At 60.3% G+C, this 18,338-nt stretch carries 18 protein-coding genes and 2 tRNA genes; 7 read left to right on the top strand and 13 right to left on the bottom strand.

What is annotated here, in order from left to right; translation table 11 throughout:
- Positions 1-78 precede the first annotated feature (78 nt).
- The 10 genes from NA645_RS19210 to NA645_RS19165 form a co-directional block, all read right to left on the bottom strand.
- Positions 79-1,314 carry a hypothetical protein gene (locus tag NA645_RS19210; RefSeq protein WP_256050273.1) on the bottom strand — a complete coding sequence of 412 codons (1,236 nt, stop codon included), beginning with the start codon at positions 1,312-1,314 and terminating at the stop codon, positions 79-81.
- A 709-nt stretch (positions 1,315-2,023) separates the two neighbouring features.
- Positions 2,024-3,124, bottom strand: a complete 1,101-nt coding sequence (gene ychF / locus NA645_RS19205; RefSeq protein ID WP_256050272.1) for a redox-regulated ATPase YchF — start codon at positions 3,122-3,124, stop codon at positions 2,024-2,026.
- A 129-nt stretch (positions 3,125-3,253) separates the two neighbouring features.
- Complete coding sequence (pth, locus tag NA645_RS19200) at positions 3,254-3,838, bottom strand: aminoacyl-tRNA hydrolase (RefSeq protein ID WP_256050271.1); 585 nt, start codon at positions 3,836-3,838, stop codon at positions 3,254-3,256.
- Positions 3,839-3,872: 34 nt separating this feature from the next.
- Positions 3,873-4,490 carry a 50S ribosomal protein L25/general stress protein Ctc gene (locus NA645_RS19195; RefSeq protein ID WP_256050270.1) on the bottom strand — a complete coding sequence of 206 codons (618 nt, stop codon included), beginning with the start codon at positions 4,488-4,490 and terminating at the stop codon, positions 3,873-3,875.
- Between the two features lie 124 nt (positions 4,491-4,614).
- The gene (locus tag NA645_RS19190) at positions 4,615-5,556 is read right to left on the bottom strand and encodes a ribose-phosphate pyrophosphokinase (protein WP_131650986.1); all 942 of its coding nucleotides are present in this window, start codon (positions 5,554-5,556) and stop codon (positions 4,615-4,617) included.
- An 83-nt stretch (positions 5,557-5,639) separates the two neighbouring features.
- Positions 5,640-5,714: transfer RNA gene (locus NA645_RS19185), tRNA-Gln, on the bottom strand.
- A gap of 47 nt (positions 5,715-5,761) precedes the next feature.
- A tRNA-Gln gene (locus tag NA645_RS19180) sits at positions 5,762-5,836 on the bottom strand.
- A 14-nt stretch (positions 5,837-5,850) separates the two neighbouring features.
- Positions 5,851-6,711 carry a 4-(cytidine 5'-diphospho)-2-C-methyl-D-erythritol kinase gene (gene ispE, locus NA645_RS19175; protein WP_256050295.1) on the bottom strand — a complete coding sequence of 287 codons (861 nt, stop codon included), beginning with the start codon at positions 6,709-6,711 and terminating at the stop codon, positions 5,851-5,853.
- Positions 6,711-7,331 (bottom strand): lipoprotein insertase outer membrane protein LolB, encoded by a 621-nt coding sequence (gene lolB, locus NA645_RS19170; protein ID WP_256050269.1) that lies wholly within the window; start codon positions 7,329-7,331, stop codon positions 6,711-6,713. The genes ispE and lolB overlap by 1 nt, the downstream gene beginning before the upstream one ends.
- A gap of 3 nt (positions 7,332-7,334) precedes the next feature.
- A complete protein-coding gene (locus NA645_RS19165; protein WP_256050268.1) occupies positions 7,335-9,062 on the bottom strand; it encodes a tetratricopeptide repeat protein in 1,728 nt (575 codons plus the stop codon).
- A 181-nt stretch (positions 9,063-9,243) separates the two neighbouring features.
- Here NA645_RS19165 and hemA point away from each other — a divergent pair, with 181 nt between their 5' ends.
- The 6 genes from hemA to NA645_RS19135 all read left to right on the top strand — a co-directional run bounded on the left by hemA (position 9,244) and on the right by NA645_RS19135 (position 14,663).
- A complete protein-coding gene (gene hemA / locus NA645_RS19160; RefSeq protein WP_256050267.1) occupies positions 9,244-10,512 on the top strand; it encodes a glutamyl-tRNA reductase in 1,269 nt (422 codons plus the stop codon).
- A complete protein-coding gene (prfA, locus tag NA645_RS19155; RefSeq protein ID WP_256050266.1) occupies positions 10,509-11,591 on the top strand; it encodes a peptide chain release factor 1 in 1,083 nt (360 codons plus the stop codon). The genes hemA and prfA overlap by 4 nt, the downstream gene beginning before the upstream one ends.
- A 78-nt stretch (positions 11,592-11,669) precedes the next feature.
- A complete protein-coding gene (gene prmC / locus NA645_RS19150) occupies positions 11,670-12,497 on the top strand; it encodes a peptide chain release factor N(5)-glutamine methyltransferase (protein WP_256050265.1) in 828 nt (275 codons plus the stop codon).
- A 22-nt stretch (positions 12,498-12,519) separates the two neighbouring features.
- Positions 12,520-13,275, top strand: coding sequence for a molybdopterin-synthase adenylyltransferase MoeB (locus tag NA645_RS19145; protein WP_256050264.1), 756 nt, complete (start codon positions 12,520-12,522; stop codon positions 13,273-13,275).
- Positions 13,268-14,059, top strand: a complete 792-nt coding sequence (gene murI, locus NA645_RS19140; RefSeq protein ID WP_256050263.1) for a glutamate racemase — start codon at positions 13,268-13,270, stop codon at positions 14,057-14,059. Before NA645_RS19145 ends, murI begins: the two co-directional genes overlap by 8 nt.
- 85 nt (positions 14,060-14,144) lie before the next feature.
- Entirely contained in the window at positions 14,145-14,663 is a 519-nt protein-coding gene (locus tag NA645_RS19135) for an acyloxyacyl hydrolase (RefSeq protein WP_131650994.1), read from the top strand.
- Between the two features lie 101 nt (positions 14,664-14,764).
- Here NA645_RS19135 and NA645_RS19130 read toward each other — a convergent pair whose 3' ends face one another.
- The 3 genes from NA645_RS19130 to upp all read right to left on the bottom strand — a co-directional run bounded on the left by NA645_RS19130 (position 14,765) and on the right by upp (position 17,092).
- On the bottom strand, positions 14,765-15,079 hold the full coding sequence (locus NA645_RS19130) for a YkgJ family cysteine cluster protein (RefSeq protein WP_256050262.1): 315 nt from the start codon (positions 15,077-15,079) through the stop codon (positions 14,765-14,767).
- A 110-nt stretch (positions 15,080-15,189) separates the two neighbouring features.
- Positions 15,190-16,452 (bottom strand): uracil-xanthine permease family protein, encoded by a 1,263-nt coding sequence (locus NA645_RS19125; protein ID WP_256050261.1) that lies wholly within the window; start codon positions 16,450-16,452, stop codon positions 15,190-15,192.
- 1 nt (position 16,453) lies between these two features.
- Positions 16,454-17,092 carry a uracil phosphoribosyltransferase gene (gene upp / locus NA645_RS19120; RefSeq protein ID WP_256050260.1) on the bottom strand — a complete coding sequence of 213 codons (639 nt, stop codon included), beginning with the start codon at positions 17,090-17,092 and terminating at the stop codon, positions 16,454-16,456.
- 176 nt (positions 17,093-17,268) lie between these two features.
- On the opposite strand from upp, the gene NA645_RS19115 reads away from it, so the two are divergent.
- Positions 17,269-17,826 carry a hypoxanthine-guanine phosphoribosyltransferase gene (locus NA645_RS19115; RefSeq protein ID WP_256050259.1) on the top strand — a complete coding sequence of 186 codons (558 nt, stop codon included), beginning with the start codon at positions 17,269-17,271 and terminating at the stop codon, positions 17,824-17,826.
- The last annotated feature ends 512 nt before the right edge of the window (positions 17,827-18,338 follow it).

Genomic DNA, 18,338 nt, shown 5'->3' with positions numbered 1-18,338 from the left:
CTGGCAGATTCGCTTAGAGGTAACGTATTGAGTCTAAAGCCGGCCCGGCAGCACGGCGACTGCCGGCGGCGATAAGCTTTAGCGCTGCACTACCCGCGCCGAGTTGGTAGAGCCGCTCTGGAGGACGCTGGCACTGTCGCTGGCGCCATACTGCGAAACGTCTGCAAAGTTTGCAGTGCCGGCTTGGCTGACAAGCGCGTAGTTGCCCTCGTTGTATTGCGAGGCCTGGATGATGTTGCTCTCACCGTTCTGCTCCAGATCCAGTTCGTTTACCTCACCCACTCCAACCTGAACGGTCACGATGCTGTTGTCGTTTCCTGTCGTCACGGCACGCAATACGTTGCCGACCGCGATCTGCGAGAGGCTGGCCGTGTTGCGATTGCCGGTCTGCACGATGGCGATGCTGCTGTCTCTGCCGGCTTGTGCAAGTTCGACCGCGTTGTCATTGCCGGTCTGGGAAGAAACGGATGTGTTCTGCCGGCCACCTTGGCTCGCTACGACCTCGTTGCGGTCGCCATTCTGCTCGCTCGAGAAATTCATCAAGATGTCGGATTGGGTGACCGTCGCGCTGTTGTAGCTGCCAGTGCCTTCAATCTCGGCTTTCGAGGCGATCGCAGAGGACTGAACGACGGTCGCCGAATTGCCAACGCCAAAGGACAAAATCGTGACATCAGAAACACTGCCGAAGTCCTGCCTCACACTGGCAATGTTCGCAGTACCATCCTGCCAAACATAGGCCGTGTCGCCTAAGGCATCGTTTTGGAGGGTATTGCTGACGTTGTCGTTACCGTACTGTTGGCTGGTGGATTTCGCTTCGGCGAACGATTGGTTCGCGGTAGCAGAATTCCCGTCGCCTACTTGCAGCTGGTAGAGCTCTGCTCCGACGGAATCCGACTGGGTACCCTCCGCAGAGTTCGAGCTGCCATGTTGGCCTTGTGAAATGACACTGCCGGTGGAGTTGGTCTGAGTGGCGTTTGCAACATTTTCAGAACCAACTGCCTGGTGCTGCAGGATCATGTTGCCTGAGGCGAGGCTCGCTACGGTGTAATCCGATTGACGCGCTTCGCTGTAGTTGGCGCTGCCTTGCTGGTATTGATTGATCGAGTCGCCTATACCGGCTTGCTGGAAGGAAATCGCTTCGTTGGACGCGCCGCCCTGGGTGATTGAGGTTGTGTTATCCATACCACCAGTCTGTGTGACAGTGGCTTGCAGCGAGACGCCGGACTGATCAACGTTGGCGGAGTTTTGAGCTGCGAATGCCGGTGAGGACATTGCAGCAATCACAGCAAGGGCAAGCGGCTTCAGGGTGCGCATGAAGTAGCTCCGATTAGGTGTGTTTCTGCTTACGGAAATCAGTCCTGACTGATCACGACTGTACAAGCTGTCGGACTTTGAAGAACCACAGCCCTATTTCCCGTTTCCACCTGGTCGACCTCGATGGCCCATAGGAGCCGCCCTGATCCAGTGTTGTGGTGTTCTTTGACCCAAATTGGGTAATGACAGCACCGTTACGCTTAATGCGGTTACGAACAGTAGTGACGCGCGTCTTGAGTGCGGCTGACATGACAGACCCCTAAGTTCCATTGCCTGACGGAGGCCGGCACAGGCCCAGCCATAGCCGGGGCTGGTCTGTCTCAGCATTGAAAGCCATCTGAGGCAAATGCTGCGGGCGACAGGCAGGATCGCAAGAAGGGCGGTGAAAAGCCCGGTCCATTCCTCGTCCAATCTGTCCTGGGCGCACCTTTGTTTATCTCAGTCGTGTCGCACCATCATGCTCGCGCATACGCAGTCAGGCATATCCCCTATTCGGTTGAAAAAGAGGGATTAACACGTTGGGAGCATCGGGGCGAGCGCGCCTCGCTGGTCGTGCTTCGGCAACGAGGGCAAATGTACATTCCATTTCGTGAGCAAGTAATTCGGGTAGTTCTTGAAACAAAAAGGCCGCGCTAATGCGCGGCCTTTTTATTGTTTCGTTACTTTCAGGAGGTTTTTTCACGAAACGTGCCGAAGTTACTGCTTCGACTTAAACGTTGAAGCGGAAGTGCATCACGTCACCATCCTTGATGATGTACTCCTTGCCTTCCAGGCGCCATTTGCCAGCTTCCTTGGCGCCAGCTTCGCCTTTGAACTGGATGAAGTCGTTATAGGCGACCACTTCGGCGCGGATGAAGCCTTTCTCGAAATCGGTGTGAATCACGCCGGCGCCCTGGGGCGCGGTAGCGCCGACCTTTACGGTCCAGGCGCGGACTTCCTTCACGCCGGCGGTGAAGTAGGTCTGCAGGTTGAGCAGTTCGTAGCCGGCGCGGATCACGCGATTCAAGCCCGGCTCTTCGAGGCCGAGGGATTCGAGGAACATGTCCTTTTCCTCGCCATCGTCCAGTTCGGCGATTTCCGCTTCGATCTTGTTGCACACCGGCACTACGACGGCGCCTTCTTCGGCGGCGATGGCGTTGACCACGTCCAGGTGCGGATTGTTCTCGAAGCCGTCTTCGGCAACGTTGGCGATGTACATCACCGGCTTGCTGGTCAGCAGGTGGAAGCCCTTGGCCAGCTGGATTTCATCGTCACCCAGCTTCTTCAGCAGTGTGCGAGCCGGCTTGCCTTCGGTGAAGTGGGGAATGAGTTTTTCCAACAATGCCTTTTGCGCCACGGCTTCCTTGTCGCCGCCCTTGGCGTTGCGGGTGACGCGCTGCAGTTGCTTTTCGCAGCTGTCGAGGTCGGCGAAGATCAGCTCGAGTTCGATGATTTCGATGTCGCGCTTGGGATCGACCGAATTGGAAACATGAATGACGTTGTCGTCTTCGAAGCAACGCACCACGTGGGCGATGGCATCGGTCTCACGGATGTTGGCTAGGAACTTGTTGCCCAGGCCCTCACCCTTGGACGCGCCTTCGACGAGGCCGGCAATGTCGACGAACTCCATGGTGGTCGGCAGTATCCGTTCAGGCTTGACGATGTCAGCCAGTGCCTGGAGACGCGGATCGGGCATCGGTACGATGCCGCTGTTCGGCTCGATGGTGCAGAAGGGGAAGTTTTCCGCAGCGATACCGGATTTGGTCAGTGCGTTGAACAGGGTGGACTTGCCGACGTTGGGCAGGCCGACGATGCCGCAATTGAATCCCATGGTGTCTTTGCCTCGGTGTGGCTGGCAGCTGGAAAGCTACCGGCGTTGCCAAACTGCGTTAACGGCGTCGGGGTGCGCTGTGATGCAAGCGTCCTGTCCAGCCGTCGCCTAGTAGTGTGTGCTTGTGCCTCAGGCCTTCTGGCTATGCAGCTTATGCATCGCCCGCGTCCAGTCGCCTGCAAGGATCTCGGGCAGCACGTCGAAACTGAAATCGATACTGGCGTCCAGCTTTTCGCGCTCGGCCTGAGGCGCTCGCCCCAATACGTAGCCCGTAACCAAGCTACTGTGCCCGGGATGGCCGATGCCCAGACGCAGGCGGTAGAAATTGTTCTGGTTGCCGAGCTTGGCGATGATGTCGCGAAGCCCGTTATGCCCGCCATGGCCGCCGCCCTGTTTGAGCTTGGCGACGCCGGGAGGCATGTCGAGTTCATCATGGGCAACCAGGATGGACTCGGGGGGAACTCGGAAAAATCCGGCCAGTGCCGCCACCGCCTGACCGCTGCGGTTCATGTAGGTGGTGGGGATCAACAGGCGGACGTCTTCGTCCTGATGGCGAAACTTGCCGACCAGACCGAAGTATTTGCGATCGACGCTGAGGTTGACGCCCTTGTGGGCGGCCAGACGCTCAACGAAAAGGGCCCCTGCGTTATGCCGGGTCTGGTCGTACTCAGGGCCTGGATTACCCAGGCCAACGATCAGTTTGACGGCAGTCACGACAGAGGCCCTTCCTCAGGTGATGACGAGTGGATTACTCGGCAGCGCCTTCTTCTTTCGGAGTGTCATCCTGGCTCACGCGCGGAGCGTGAACGTTGGCGACCGGCAGATCGCTGCCATGTGCCAGAGCGACCAGTTCAACGCCTTTCGGCAGCGTAAGGTCGGTCATGTGCAGAACCTGGCCCACTTCGACCTTGGCCATGTCGACCTCGATGAACTCCGGCAGATCCTGCGGCAGGCAGGACACTTCGACTTCGTTGAGGTTGTGCAGGATTTCGCCACCCTGCTGCTTCACGCCAACCGAGGTTTCCTGGTTGATGAAGTGCAGCGGAACGATAGCGGTCAGCTTCTGGCCAGCGACAACGCGAACGAAGTCAGCGTGCAGAACGAAGCCCTTGGCCGGATGACGCTGCAGCGCCTTGATCAGAACGGATTCGTTCTGGCCATCGACGTCCAGGGTCAGCACGTGGCTGAAGGAAGCTTCGTTTTCCAGCATCTTGGCCAGATCTTTCGCCAGCAGGCTGATGGATTGCGGAGCCTTGTCGCCACCGTAGATTACGGCCGGGACGAGGTTGGCGTTACGACGCAGGCGGCGGCTCGCACCTTTCCCCAGGTCGGAACGCACTTGGGCATTCAGAGTGAAGTCAGTCATTGTGTTTCTCCAGGATAACAACGCGCCCGAAACACTCGCGACCAGTGCTATCGGGCGGTTGGGCAAAAAGCCCCGCACGCGGCGGGGCACATTTTCGTTCGGCGTGAAGGGCCAAGCTTTCGGCTTAGCGGAACATCGCGCTGATCGATTCAGCATTGCTGATGCGGCGAACCGCCTCAGCCACCATTGGCGCAATGTCCAATTGGCGAATACGGGTACAGGCTTGCGCCGCTGCGGACAGCGGAATGGTATTGGTCACCACCAGTTCGTCGAGCACCGAGCCGTCGATGTTCTCGATGGCGCGACCGGACAGAATCGGATGCGTGCAATACGCGTAGACTTTAGAAGCACCGTGATTTTTCAAAGCGGTCGCTGCGTGGCACAGAGTACCGGCGGTATCGACCATGTCGTCAACGAGGATGCAGGTACGGCCTTCGATGTCGCCGATGATGTGCATCACTTCGGACTGGTTGGCTTTCGGACGACGCTTGTCGATGATGGCCAGATCCACGCCCAGCGACTTGGCTACGGCGCGAGCACGCACCACACCGCCAATGTCGGGGGAAACGATCATCAGGTTCTCGAAGCGCTGAGCCTGGATGTCATCGACCAGGACCGGCGAGCCGTAGATGTTGTCTACCGGCATGTCGAAGAAGCCCTGGATCTGATCGGCGTGCAGGTCGACGGTGAGGACGCGGTTGACCCCAACCACATCGAGCATGTCGGCCACGACCTTGGCGCTGATCGGTACGCGAGCGGAGCGCGGACGGCGATCTTGGCGGGCATAACCGAAGTAGGGGATGACTGCCGTGATGCGGGTAGCGGAAGAACGGCGGAAGGCGTCTGCCATCACCACCAGTTCCATCAGGTTGTCATTGGTGGGAGCGCAGGTCGGTTGAATCAGAAAGACGTCCTTACCGCGAACGTTCTCGTTGATCTCGACACTGATTTCGCCGTCGGAGAATTTTCCGACGTAGGCATCACCGAGGGGGATATGCAGCTGACGTACAACACGCCGGGCCAGGTCGGGGTTGGCGTTCCCCGTGAAGACCATCATCTTGGACACGCGCAGTACCTGCCTGAGGGTGGATCCGATGAAACAAAAAGCTGTTCAAAAGGCCAGGCGTTTTGAACAGCTCTCGTGATGTTTGGCAGGGGCGGCTGGATTCGAACCAACGCATGGCAGGATCAAAACCTGCTGCCTTACCGCTTGGCGACGCCCCTGTGGATATAAAACTTGAAGTGTTGCTGCTGTACCAACCCGAAGGTTATGGCAGGGGCGGCTGGATTCGAACCAACGCATGGCAGGATCAAAACCTGCTGCCTTACCGCTTGGCGACGCCCCTGTAACGTACAACCTCTAACCACTCACTTCCTGCGCCAGTTGCGCGAGCCTGCGGTGCAGCATCGAAATGTTGCGGCCTTGAGCTACGAAAGCTGGTAAATCGGCTGGAAGTTGGCGGCAAACTTTATCAGCCTCACCTTTGTTTGGGAAGCTCCCAAACACACAAGCTCCAGTGCCGGTCATTCTTGCTGGAACGAAATTGTTCAACAAGCTCAAAGCGTTACGAACTTCTGGATAACGCTTCTCGACCACCGGCTGACAGTCGTTATGACCGCCCCCTGCAAGAAGGCTGCGAACTGTAATGGCGGGGGTATTGCGTGTCAACTCCGGGTCGGAAAATATTTCCGCTGTACTAACAGAGACTTGCGGGGCGATCACGAGGAACCACGGCTCGCTCAATTCGACCGGTTGCAGGCGCTCGCCAACGCCTTCGGCAAAGGCTGCACGACCCCGTACGAAGACCGGCACATCGGCCCCGAGCGACAGGCCGATCTCCGTCAGCCGGTCCTCGCCCAGCTCTGTTTGCCAAAGATGATCGAGGCCGACGAGCGTGGTTGCCGCATCAGAGCTGCCGCCGCCTATGCCGCCGCCCATGGGCAGGCGCTTGGTTAGCTCGATGTCGGCGCCCTGGCGGCATCCGCCGTGGCGCTGCAGCAGACGGGCGGCGCGCACGATCAGGTTGTTTTCATGATCGACGCCAGGCAGTTCGGTGTGCAGTTGGATCTGGCCATCGGCACGAGGCGTGAAGCTCAGCTCGTCGCCATAGTCGAGAAACTGAAACAGCGTCTGCAGCTCGTGGTAGCCATCGGCGCGACGACCGAGGATGTGCAACATCAGATTGAGCTTGGCCGGGGCCGGCAGGGTCAGCCTATGCATCATTGGCCGAGCTGGCGCGGCTGCCAGTCCTTGACCACCAAAGTGATCTGCAGGTCGCGGCCTGCCAGCTTGATGCGCGACGGCAGCGCGTAGCCGTCTTCTTCGCTGTAGCCGAGATACTGGATGTCCCAGCCGTCCTGCTGCAGGTTGGCGAGGCGGCCGTTGGCGTCCAGCGCGATACGGCTGCGGCTGTCCGGCGCGGGGAGTCCGCGCACCCACCAGAGCAGATTCGATACGGGTAATTGCCAGCCGAGCTGACTTTCCACCAGCGCTTCTGGGGATTCGGCTTCGAAGCGGCCCTGGCCTGCGACTTCCAGCGCGACGGCGTCTGGCCGACCAGTCAGGCGAGTGGCGCCACGTCCCAGCGGGCCGGAGAGGCGAATATCGAAATAGTCCTGACGCTGCAGCCAGAACAGCGTGCCGCTGCCCGAGTCCTGCGGCGCGCGAATGCCGATCTTCCCGCTGATCTGCCAGCCATCTATTTCACTGAGCCGCGCCTTGTGAGTCGCCCAGTCTTCCTTGTTGCCAGGGCCTTCGATCGATTCCTGCGGGCCGAGACCGGCGCAGCCGGCGAGCAACAGCACGAGAGCGGGGAGCAGCAGGTTGCACATCAGCTTCATGGGTCAGGGATTCTCCGAGCCTGTCAGGCGTTTGATAGTTTCGCGCAGGATCTGGCTGTCCGGCTGTTGCTTTAGCGCTTCGGTCCAGACGGCCCGCGCTTCACGTTGTTCGCCAGACACCCAGAGCACCTCGCCGAGATGGGCGGCGACTTCGTGGTCTGGAAAGCGCTCGAGGGCTTTGCGCAACTGGGTTTCCGCTTCCTTCAGGTTGCCCAGGCGATAATTGACCCAGCCGAGGCTGTCGAGAATAGCGGCGTCATCGGGGCTGAGCCGGTAGGCCTGCTCGATGAGCGCGAGGGCTTCCTCGTATCGATCGGTGCGATCGGCAAGGGTGTAGCCCAGCGCGTTGATGGCCATGGCGTTGTCGGGTTCGCGCTCGATGATGAAGCGTAAGTCCAGCTCAAGTTGCGCCAGGTCGCCACGCTTTTCGGCGATCATCGCGCGGGTATAGAGCAGGTTGAGGTCTTCCGGAAACTGCTGCAGCGCTTGCTCGGTAAGTTGCCAGGCCGCGTCGAGGCGCTGTTGTCCAGAGAGTGCTTCGATCTCGATCAGATACAGCTGGATGGCATAGTCGGGCTGTTCGTCGCGGGCGCTGGCCAGCAACCGCGAGGCTTCTTCGTTGCGATCGAGGGTGAACAGCAGTTCCGCCTGCATCAGCTTTGCTGGCAGATATTCGTTGCCGGGACCGACCTTGGCGAACGCGCTCAACGCCTGCTCGGGCTGGTTCAGCTCACGATAGGCGCGGCCGAGGTTGAAGTGGGCCGCATCGCGATGACTGCCGCGCGCGATCAGGTCTTCCAGATACACGATCGCTTCGCGCCAGGCTTGTGCTTCGAGGCATACCAAGGCCATCGAAAAACGCAGGTCGTCATCGCCGGGGTGCTGCTGGACCAGCGTGGCGAATTCACCCATGGCCTCGTCGAGGCGATCCTGCTCGACCAGCAGGCGCGCATAGGTCAATCGGAGGCGTTTGTCCTCGGGGTGCTGGCGCAGGCCCTTCTCCAGCAGCGGCAATGCTTCCTTGCCGCGCTCGAGGATCTGCAGCAGACGAGCCTGGAGCAGTATTGACGGAACCTCCTGCTCGCTGGTGCTCTGCGCTTCAAGCAATGCGAGCGCCTCTTCCGGGCGTCCATCCTGCTGTAGCAGCACCGCCTTGCCGAATTTGAGCTGGGGGTTGTCGGGGTGTTTGACCAGCAGCTGGTCGAAGCTCTTCAGCAGGCCGGTCCGGGTATCCGGGTCGGTTTCGGCGGCGGACAAGGCGAGGAAGTCGAAGTGGGTATCACCCTGACCCTGCAGCACTTTTTCCATGAATTCCATCGATTGCTCGTAATGCCCGGCACGCGCCAGCTGCACGGCTGCGGCGCGCTGGGCGTCGAGGTTGGCCGGCGCGTTGCTCGCCCAGATCATCGCTGTGTCCAGCGCGGCCTGTTCGGCGCCGAGGTATTCGGCGATGCGGAATCCGCGCTCGGCGACGCCCGCATCCTGGGTCGCATTGGCCTGCTGGACGTAATTGCCCAGGGCAATGTCGAAGCGATTGCGTTGGCCCGCCAGTTCGGCCACCAGTAGGGCATAAAGCGTGTCGCTGCTGAACGAGCCATAGGTGCCGGTATCTGGCTCAACGGCTTGCGGAGTGGCCTCCTCGACCGGCGGGCTGCTTTCGGGCGTGCTCTGCATGATGCTTTGGCAGCCACCGAGAAACAGAAGGGCGCTGAGGGCGAGGAGTTTTTTCATAGGGGATTACAAGGCTGGTCTGGGGTCGCGGCATCATGACACAAGCCGTCAGGCAAGCGCACGGGCTGGCATGCGAGGCGAGTGGGAAGGCTCGATAGGTACAGACAATGAAGGGCAATGGTTGTTCTGAGACAGGCGAAGTAGGAGAATCGCGCGCTCCGTTTTCGATCAGCGACCCTGCATGGCTTTCATCGCGCTTGGCATTAATCACAAGACCGCATCGGTGGACGTGCGCGAGCGTGTTGCATTCACGCCTGAACAAACGGTCGAGGCGCTCCAGCAGCTGTGCCGTGTCACGCCGACGCGAGAGGCCGCGATTCTTTCGACCTGTAACCGCAGCGAACTTTACCTAGAGCAGGACCAGGTCGAGGCCGAGGCGGTGCTGGCCTGGTTGGCCAATTACCATCGGCTGAATCTCGAAGACGTCCGGGCCTGTGCCTACGTTCATACCGACGATCAGGCGGTGCGCCACATGATGCGCGTCGCGTCCGGGTTGGATTCGATGGTGCTCGGCGAGCCCCAGATTCTCGGGCAGATGAAGTCGGCTTATGCCGTCGCGCGCGAAGCCGGCAGCGTTGGTCCGCTGCTGGGGCGTCTGTTCCAGGCGACGTTCAGCACCGCCAAGACTGTACGGACCGATACCGCCATTGGTGAGAGTCCGGTGTCGGTGGCCTTTGCAGCGGTCAGTCTGGCCAAGCAGATCTTCGCCGACCTTCATCGCAGCCAGGCCCTGCTGATCGGCGCTGGCGAGACCATCACACTGGTCGCTCGTCATCTGCACGAGCAGGGGGTCAAGCGCATCGTGGTCGCCAACCGTACCCTCGAACGCGCCAGCATGCTGGCAGAGCAGTTCGGTGCCCATGCGATCCTGCTCGCCGATATCCCGCAGGAGCTCTATAACAGCGACATCGTCATCAGTTCCACTGCCAGCCAATTGCCGATTCTGGGCAAGGGCGCCGTGGAGCAGGCGCTGAAGAAGCGCAAGCACAAGCCGATGTTCATGGTCGATATCGCCGTGCCCCGCGACATAGAGGCGCAGGTCGGCGAGCTGGACGACGTCTACCTCTATACCGTCGATGATCTGCATGAGGTGGTGGCGGAGAATCTCAAGAGTCGCCAGGGTGCCGCCCAGGCCGCCGAAGAGCTGGTCGCCGCCGGAACCGATGAGTTCATGGGGCGGCTGCGGGAACTGGCTGCGGTAGACGTGCTCAAGTCCTATCGACAGCACGCGGAGCGCATTCGAGATGAAGAGTTCGTTAAGGCCCAGCGGCTGCTGGCCAATGGCGGTACGCCCGAGGATGCGCTGGCCCAGCTGGCTCGAGGGCTGACCAACAAACTGCTGCACGCGCCCAGCGTTCAGCTGAAAAAACTTTCCGCCGAAGGGCGAGTGGAGGCACTGAGCATCGTTCAGGAACTCTTCGCCTTGCCGGACAGCACGGACAAACCATGAAAGCGTCGCTGCTCAACAAACTCGACATTCTGCAGGACCGCTTCGAAGAGCTGACGGCGTTGCTTGGCGACGCCGAGGTGATCAGCGATCAAACGCGGTTTCGTGCCTATTCGCGCGAGTACGCCGAGGTCGAACCGGTCATCGCCACCTATCGTGAGTTTCTCAAGCTGCAGTCCGATCTCGAAGGCGCTCAGGCGCTGCTCAAGGACAACGATCCGGACGTGCGCGAGATGGCCGAAGAGGAAGTGGCCGACGCACGCGCGAAGCTGGAGGAGATCGAAGCCCGCCTGCAGCGCATGCTGCTGCCGAAGGACCCTAAGGACGGACGCAACGTCTTTCTCGAGATCCGCGCCGGCACGGGTGGCGATGAGGCGGCGATCTTCTCTGGTGATCTGTTCCGCATGTATTCCCGTTACGCCGAGCGGCAAGGGTGGCGCGTCGAGATCCTCTCCGAGAGCCCGGGTGAGCACGGCGGCTATAAGGAAGTCATCTCGCGCGTGGAAGGGGACAACGTCTACGCCAAGCTGAAGTTCGAGTCTGGCGCCCACCGCGTCCAGCGCGTCCCGGAAACCGAATCTCAGGGCCGTATCCATACCTCGGCCTGCACCGTCGCCGTGCTGCCGGAGCCGGACGAGCAGATCGCTATCGAAATCAATCCGGCCGATCTGCGCGTCGATACCTACCGTGCATCCGGCGCCGGTGGGCAGCACATCAACAAGACCGATTCGGCGGTGCGTATCACCCATATGCCCAGCGGCATCGTCGTCGAGTGCCAGGAAGAGCGCTCGCAGCACAAGAATCGCGCCCGCGCCATGTCGTGGCTGGCGGCCAAGCTGCAGGACGTGCAGGACAGCGCCGCGCACAAGGAAATCTCCGATACCCGCAAGCTGCTGGTTGGCTCCGGTGACCGCTCCGAGCGCATCCGTACCTACAATTTTCCTCAAGGCCGCGTGACCGACCACCGTATCAACCTGACCCTGTACTCGCTCGGCGAAGTCATCGGCGGCGCGGTGGAGCAAGTCATCGAACCTTTGCTGCAGGAATATCAGGCGGATCAGCTGGCGGCGTTGGGAGATTAACGACGGCGGCAAGCCTCAAGCCACAAGTTGAGTATGTGGTGTGTTGTCGTTTGAGGCTTTCGCTTGAGGCTTAACCTTATGGCCACCATTGAATCCCTGCTTAACGACAGCAACTTGCCCGACTCACCGAGCGCCAGGCTCGACGCGGAGCTATTGCTCGCCCATGTGCTAGGCAAGTCGCGCAGCTATTTGCACACCTGGCCGGAGAAAGAGCTCGACGCCGAGCAGTGTCAGGCCTTCGCCGAATGCCTGGAGCGCCGTAGCCGTGGCGAGCCGGTGGCCTATATCCTCGGTCGGCAAGGGTTCTGGAGTCTGGATCTCGAAGTCGCGCCGAATACGCTGATTCCGCGACCGGACACCGAACTGCTGGTCGAAACCGCGCTGCAACTGATTCCGACGACTGCGGCGCAGGTTCTCGACCTCGGCACCGGCACGGGTGCGATTGCCCTGGCATTGGCCAGCGAGCGTCCGGCCTGGCAGGTGACGGGTGTAGATCGCGTCGCTGAGGCGGTTGCCCTGGCGGGCCGTAACGCCCAACAGTTGCGCCTGGTCAATGTGCGCTTTCATGAAAGCCATTGGTTTTCCACGGTGGGGAATCAGCGCTATCGGCTGATCGTCAGCAATCCGCCTTATATTCCTGCCGGCGATCCGCATCTGGAGCAAGGTGACGTGCGTTTCGAGCCGGGCAGCGCCCTGATTGCCGGTGTGGATGGCCTCGATGACATTCGCCAGATCATCGCGCAGGCACCGGAGTATCTGCAGGATGACGGCTGGTTGCTGCTGGAGCATGGCTACGATCAGGCAGCGGCGGTGCGCGAGCTGCTCGCTGCAGGCGGATTCGCCGACGTCGAAAGCCGCAGGGATTTCGGTGGGCACGAGCGCATCAGCTTAGGCCGTCGACCATGATTTCATCATCCAGGAGAGCAACATGCTGAGCGATGACGAGCTGCTGCGTTACAGCAGGCAGATATTGCTGAAACAGGTCGACATCGAGGGCCAGCTGAAACTCAAACAGAGCCGGGTGTTGATCGTCGGGCTAGGCGGGCTGGGGGCGCCCGTGGCGCTTTATCTGGCCGCAGCAGGGGTGGGAGAGCTGCATCTGGCGGACTTCGATAGTGTCGATCTGACCAATCTGCAGCGGCAGATCATTCATGATTCGTCTTCGGTCGGGGTGCAGAAGGTGGACTCGGCGATTGCGAGGTTGTCGGCGCTCAATCCCTTGGTGAAGCTGGTGCCGCATCGCGCCGCGATGGATGTCGATACCCTAGGTGCGGCTGTGGCTGCTGTGGATCTGGTACTCGATTGCACCGACAACTTCACCGTGAGGGAAGCCGTGAATTCCGCTTGCGTCAGCGCGAACAAACCCTTGGTGAGCGGTGCTGCGATCCGTCTCGAGGGGCAACTGTCAGTGTTCGATCCGCGAGTAACGACAAGTCCGTGCTACCACTGCCTCTACGGCCATGGCAGCGAAGCCGAACTGACCTGTAGCGAGGCCGGCGTAGTGGGGCCATTGGTGGGAATGGTTGGTAGTCTGCAGGCGCTTGAAGCGCTGAAGCTGCTCGCCGGATTCGGTGAGCCTTTGGTAGGCCGGCTGCTGTTGATAGACGCGCTGTCCGGTCGCTTTCGCGAACTGAAGGTCAAGCGCGACCCGGCCTGTGCGGTTTGCGGCGACCGCCATGGCTGATAACGCGCCGATTGGCGTCTTTGATTCAGGCGTGGGCGGGCTGTCGGTGCTGCAGGAGATTCGCGCGCGCTTGCCGCAGGAGTCGTTGTTGTACCTGGCCGACAGCGGTCATGTGCCCTACGGCGAAAAAAGCCCAGAATTCATTCGTCAGCGGTGCCGATCGATCGCTGACTTCTTGCTGGGGCAGGGCGCCAAGGCTTTGGTGCTGGCTTGCAATACTGCAACTGCCGCGGGAGTGGCCGAGCTTCGCGAATTGTATCCGAGCATCCCGGTAGTGGGGATGGAGCCGGCGGTAAAGCCCGCCGCACTAGCCACTCGTAGCGGTGTGGTGGGCGTGCTGGCAACCACCGGCACGCTGAAAAGCGCGAAATTTGCAGCATTGCTCGACCGTTTTGCCAGCGACGTACGGGTCATCACCCAGCCGTGCCCCGGTCTGGTCGAGTGCATCGAGGCCGGCGAGCTCAATGGCGACACGACGCGTTCGTTGCTGCAGGGGTTCGTCCAGCCTTTGATCGAACAGGGCTGCGACACACTGATACTGGGGTGCACTCACTATCCGTTCATCAAACCGCTGCTAACCGAGCTGCTGCCGTCTAACGTAACTCTGGTGGATACTGGGGCCGCGGTGGCGCGGCATCTCGAAGCGGTACTGGCAGCGCGCGACCTGCTGGGGCATGGCGAGCCGGCGACACGGTTCTGGAGCAGTGGCGATCCCCGCCAATTGGCCAGCGTACTCCCGCTACTTTGGGGCGAAAACGGCACGGTAGCCGACTACTCTGATTAGGAACTCCCCGCTGCGCCTGCTTTCTGTATTCGAGTTAATGCTCGAAAAAAACAAGCGACGCCAACTTTTCGATAAGGAAATTCCGATGAAAAAACTGATCTCCCTCGCTGCGATTGCCGCCGTTTCGCTGGGTCAGGTGGCTGCTGTTCATGCGCTGGACCTAACCGCTGCCGTCGGCCAGACCGGTGAGTCGACAATGACCTATCGCCTTGGTGCGCAATTCGACTTCAACCGCAGCTGGTTCCAGACGAGCGTGGGGCGGCTCACGGGATATTGGGATGCTGGGTACACCTATTGGGAAGGTGATGAAACCTCGAGTAACCATAGCGTGTCGCTGGCACCGGTGTTCGTCTACGAGTTCGCCGGGGATGCGGTGAAGCCTTATCTGGAGCTGGGTATCGGTGTTGCGGCATTCGAGAACACCAAAGTGGAAGATAAGGATCTGGGGTCATCGTTCCAGTTCGAAGATCGCTTCGGCGCGGGGCTGCGATTCGCTGGCGGGCACGAAGTTGGTATTCGGGCGATCCACTATTCCAACGCCGGGATCAAGAATCCGAACGATGGCATCGAAAGTTACGCAGTGCATTATCGGGCGTCGTTCTAAGCGCCGGAGGCCACGTGCCCGTAGCGTGGTGCGGGCCGCGCAGGTGAAACCCATCGGCTATTTAAGGTCGATGGGTCTTACTTAAAGTTGTGCTCCCCCGCTCATTCTTGATAAGCCCGTTCAGAGCCCTTTCGCTCCTCCAGGCAATCGTCCGAGCCGAGTTCGAACTCTCTGCAGATCAGCGGGCGCTTCTCATAGATGGTGCAGCGCATGCTGTCGCGGTCGAGCGCCGCGCACCAGCCATCATCGAGACGGCGCATGACCTGGCCACCCCAGGCGTCCTCATCGATAAAGCGCTCCGGTACGCCGGTATCGGTGATGAGAAGAACCTCAAGCCGACAGCAACAGGCGGCGCAAGTGGAGCAGCTCACAGCAGCTCCGCTCAGTTGTCGATGGGGAATGTTCGGCAGGCTCATCGCGGCAGTCTACCGTTCCTGTCCAGCAATAGCTGCAACGGTGATGACAGCCCGCTCGACGCGCAGCGGCGAAGGCCAGCTCACGAAAATGCGGCTGGCCAGATATCGCGTCAGCTATTTTCTTCGAGCTGCTTGTTCTTCCAACCTTCTCCGCCCGGCAGCAGCAGGTTGAGGAGCAGCGCGATGATCGCGCAAAGGGAGATGCCCGACAGCGTGAATTCGCCATAGCCGATCGCCATGCCGCCAATGCCGAACACCAGCGTCACCGAAACGATGATCAGATTACGCGCTTCCGCCAGATCCACCTGATGGCGGATCAGAGTGCTCAGGCCGACTACGGCAATCGAGCCGAACAGCAGGCAAAGGATGCCGCCCATCACCGGCACTGGAATGCTCAGCAAGCCCGCTCCGAACTTGCCGATGAAGGCTAGGACGATGGCGAAGATGGCTGCCCAGGTCATGATTTTCGGGTTGTAATTCTTGGTCAGCATCACCGCGCCGGTGACTTCCGCGTAGGTGGTGTTGGGCGGGCCGCCGAACAGGCCAGCGGCCGAGGTGGCCAGACCGTCACCCAGCAATGTGCGGTGCAGCCCCGGCTTTTTGATGAAGTTGTTGCCAGTGACCCCGCCGATGGCCACCACGCCGCCGATGTGTTCGATCGCCGGGGCTAGCGCCACCGGGACCATGAACAGAATCGCGCCCCAATGAAACTCGGGTGCGACGAAGTTTGGAATGGCCAGCCAGGGCGCGGCGGCAATGCCGGTGGTATCCACGACGCCGAAAGCGAATGACAGACCGTAGCCCATCGCAACGCCTGCGAGGATCGGCACCAGTCGGAACAGCCCTTTGCCGAGGACGGCCACCAGCAGTGTGGTCACCAGCGCAGGCATCGAGATCAGCATGGCTGTCTCGTACGGCACCAGTTGGGCGCTGCCGTCGCCGGCCTTGCCCATGGCCATGTTCACCGCGACAGGCGAAAGCGCGAGGCCGATGGAGATGATGACCGGAGCGATTACAACGGGTGGCAGCAGCCGGTCGATAAAGCCCGGGCCTTTAAGGCGAACCGCAAAACCGAGAATTATATAGACGATGCCCGCTGCGACTACGCCGCCGAGTACCGCGGGCAGGCCGAAGTCACCTTTGGCCGCGATGATCGGCGCGATGAAGGCGAAGCTCGATGCCAGAAACACGGGCACCTGACGCTTAGTGACCATTTGAAACAGAAGAGTGCCGATACCGGCAGTGAACAGCGCAACGTTAGGGTCCATGCCGGTGATCAACGGCATCAGCACCAGTGCGCCGAACGCCACGAACAGCATCTGCGCGCCGGCGAGAACCTGGCGGCCGAGCGCTTCTTCCATGGGCTGCGGCATCTCAGATGTCCTTCTGCTTGGTGCCGAAGATCTTGTCCCCCGCATCGCCCAGGCCGGGCACGATATAGCCATGCTCGTCCAGGCGCTCATCGATGGAGGCGGTATAGATAATGACGTCCGGGTGAGCCTTTTCTACGGCATCGATGCCCTCCGGCGCAGCGACCAGCACCAGCGCGCGGATCTCCTTGCAGCCAGCTTTTTTCAGCATGTCGATTGCCGCGACCATGGAACCGCCGGTTGCCAGCATCGGATCGATGATCATCGCCAGACGCTGATCGAGGTCGTCCACCAGACGTTCCAGATAGGTGTGTGCCTGCAGTGTTTCCTCATTACGGGCGATGCCTACCGCGCTGACCTTGGCGCCGGGAATCAAAGTGAGCACGCCGTCGAGCATCCCGATGCCGGCCCGAAGGATCGGTACCACAGTGATTTTCTTGCCGGAAATCTTTTCCACCTGGACCGGGCCGCACCAGCCCTCGATGGTGTAGTTCTCGAGCGGCAGGTCGCGAGTGGCTTCGTACGTCAGAATCGACCCGACCTCCTGCGCCAGTTCGCGAAAGTTCTTGGTGCTGATATCGGCGCGACGCATCAACCCAAGTTTGTGGCGAATAAGCGGGTGGCGGATCTCTCGAATGGTCATGGTGACTCCGGCGGTCGAATAAACCGGCGTAGATTAATGCATCGGGGTGTTAGCGGCTATTGATGTATCAATCAGCGCTTGCCCTGGCCGCAACTGCATCGGTATCGTCGCGCCCCTTATTTTGTGCGCAGCCTACTGAGCTGCTACTCCTTTATTACTGTCCTGGAGCATCGCCCATGTCCGTCGATCTCGCACATATCCGCCAGATCATGGCCGAAGCCGATTGTCTTTATTCCGAAGCCGAAGTTGAGGCGGCAATCGATGCGGTGGCCGCAAAAATCAATGGCGAGCTGGCCGACCGTAACCCGGTGGTGTTCTGCGTCATGAACGGAGGGCTAATCTTCTCCGGCAAGCTGGTTCCCAAGCTCAACTTTCCGCTGGAGCTCTCCTACCTGCACGCCACGCGTTATCGCAACGAGACGAGCGGTGGCGACTTGTTCTGGAAGGCCAAGCCGGAGATTTCCTTCATTGACCGCGATGTGTTGATCATCGACGACATTCTGGATGAAGGGCATACCCTCGGCGCGATCATCGATTTCTGTCGTCATGCCGGTGCCACTGCCGTGCATACCGCGGTGCTGGTCGACAAGGAGCACCAGCGCAAGGCCCGTCCAGACCTGAAAGCAGATTACGTCGGGCTAAGCTGTGCCGATCGCTACGTGTTCGGTTACGGCATGGACTACAAGGGCTATTGGCGCAACGCTCCTGGTATCTACGCCGTTAAAGGAATGTAAGGCGGCGCGCCTTGTTATCCCGTCAGGGCCGCGTGCTCGGCTCTGATTTCTGACTAAGCGGCTATCTCGCCACACATTTCCTGTTCCGGTTGGGCTATCCCTTCGCGCCGAGCGACGGGTGTTTGCTCGGCTTCTCCCTCCTTGTCTCTAGACCGGCGCGAATGCGCTACCGGCGACTTCGGCCTTCCGGTTGTTTCGTTTCGCCCCAGGACGCTGTGCTTGGGTAACGCTCCGGCTCGCCGATGGCGTTTTGCCTTCCTTGCAGCCTGTGAGTTGCAATGCGGATTACGGGCGCTTCAGTTCAAATCGCCTGGGGCTGATTGAGCGTAGTTCTGCAGATTTTCCGCAAACGGCGTCGCAGCTGCTCTAATTCGGGGCTTGCACCAATTTGCCTTGCGGCTAAGCTCTTCGATAGCTTCGCTGGGGGCGGCATTTCCGATAGGGTGATGCTCCGTTGCAAGCCAGTAACGGGAAGGCCGTTCATACTTTAGGATTACAAAACAAATCAAACC

Source organism: Stutzerimonas stutzeri (assembly GCF_024448955.1).
GTDB lineage: Bacteria > Pseudomonadota > Gammaproteobacteria > Pseudomonadales > Pseudomonadaceae > Stutzerimonas > Stutzerimonas stutzeri_AQ.
Note: the sequence above shows the minus strand (reverse complement) of the source record. Positions and strands in the feature narration are given on the sequence as shown.

Coding starts and splice junctions, on each gene's coding strand:
- NA645_RS19210 (WP_256050273.1), bottom strand. CDS start 1,314: ATGCGCACCCTGAAGCCGCTTGCCCTTGCTGTGATTGCTGCAATGTCC.
- ychF (WP_256050272.1), bottom strand. CDS start 3,124: ATGGGATTCAATTGCGGCATCGTCGGCCTGCCCAACGTCGGCAAGTCC.
- NA645_RS19195 (WP_256050270.1), bottom strand. CDS start 4,490: ATGACTGACTTCACTCTGAATGCCCAAGTGCGTTCCGACCTGGGGAAA.
- ispE (WP_256050295.1), bottom strand. CDS start 6,711: ATGCATAGGCTGACCCTGCCGGCCCCGGCCAAGCTCAATCTGATGTTG.
- lolB (WP_256050269.1), bottom strand. CDS start 7,331: ATGAAGCTGATGTGCAACCTGCTGCTCCCCGCTCTCGTGCTGTTGCTC.
- NA645_RS19165 (WP_256050268.1), bottom strand. CDS start 9,062: ATGAAAAAACTCCTCGCCCTCAGCGCCCTTCTGTTTCTCGGTGGCTGC.
- hemA (WP_256050267.1), top strand. CDS start 9,244: ATGGCTTTCATCGCGCTTGGCATTAATCACAAGACCGCATCGGTGGAC.
- prfA (WP_256050266.1), top strand. CDS start 10,509: ATGAAAGCGTCGCTGCTCAACAAACTCGACATTCTGCAGGACCGCTTC.
- prmC (WP_256050265.1), top strand. CDS start 11,670: ATGGCCACCATTGAATCCCTGCTTAACGACAGCAACTTGCCCGACTCA.
- NA645_RS19145 (WP_256050264.1), top strand. CDS start 12,520: ATGCTGAGCGATGACGAGCTGCTGCGTTACAGCAGGCAGATATTGCTG.
- murI (WP_256050263.1), top strand. CDS start 13,268: ATGGCTGATAACGCGCCGATTGGCGTCTTTGATTCAGGCGTGGGCGGG.
- NA645_RS19135 (WP_131650994.1), top strand. CDS start 14,145: ATGAAAAAACTGATCTCCCTCGCTGCGATTGCCGCCGTTTCGCTGGGT.
- NA645_RS19130 (WP_256050262.1), bottom strand. CDS start 15,079: ATGAGCCTGCCGAACATTCCCCATCGACAACTGAGCGGAGCTGCTGTG.
- NA645_RS19125 (WP_256050261.1), bottom strand. CDS start 16,452: ATGCCGCAGCCCATGGAAGAAGCGCTCGGCCGCCAGGTTCTCGCCGGC.
- upp (WP_256050260.1), bottom strand. CDS start 17,092: ATGACCATTCGAGAGATCCGCCACCCGCTTATTCGCCACAAACTTGGG.
- NA645_RS19115 (WP_256050259.1), top strand. CDS start 17,269: ATGTCCGTCGATCTCGCACATATCCGCCAGATCATGGCCGAAGCCGAT.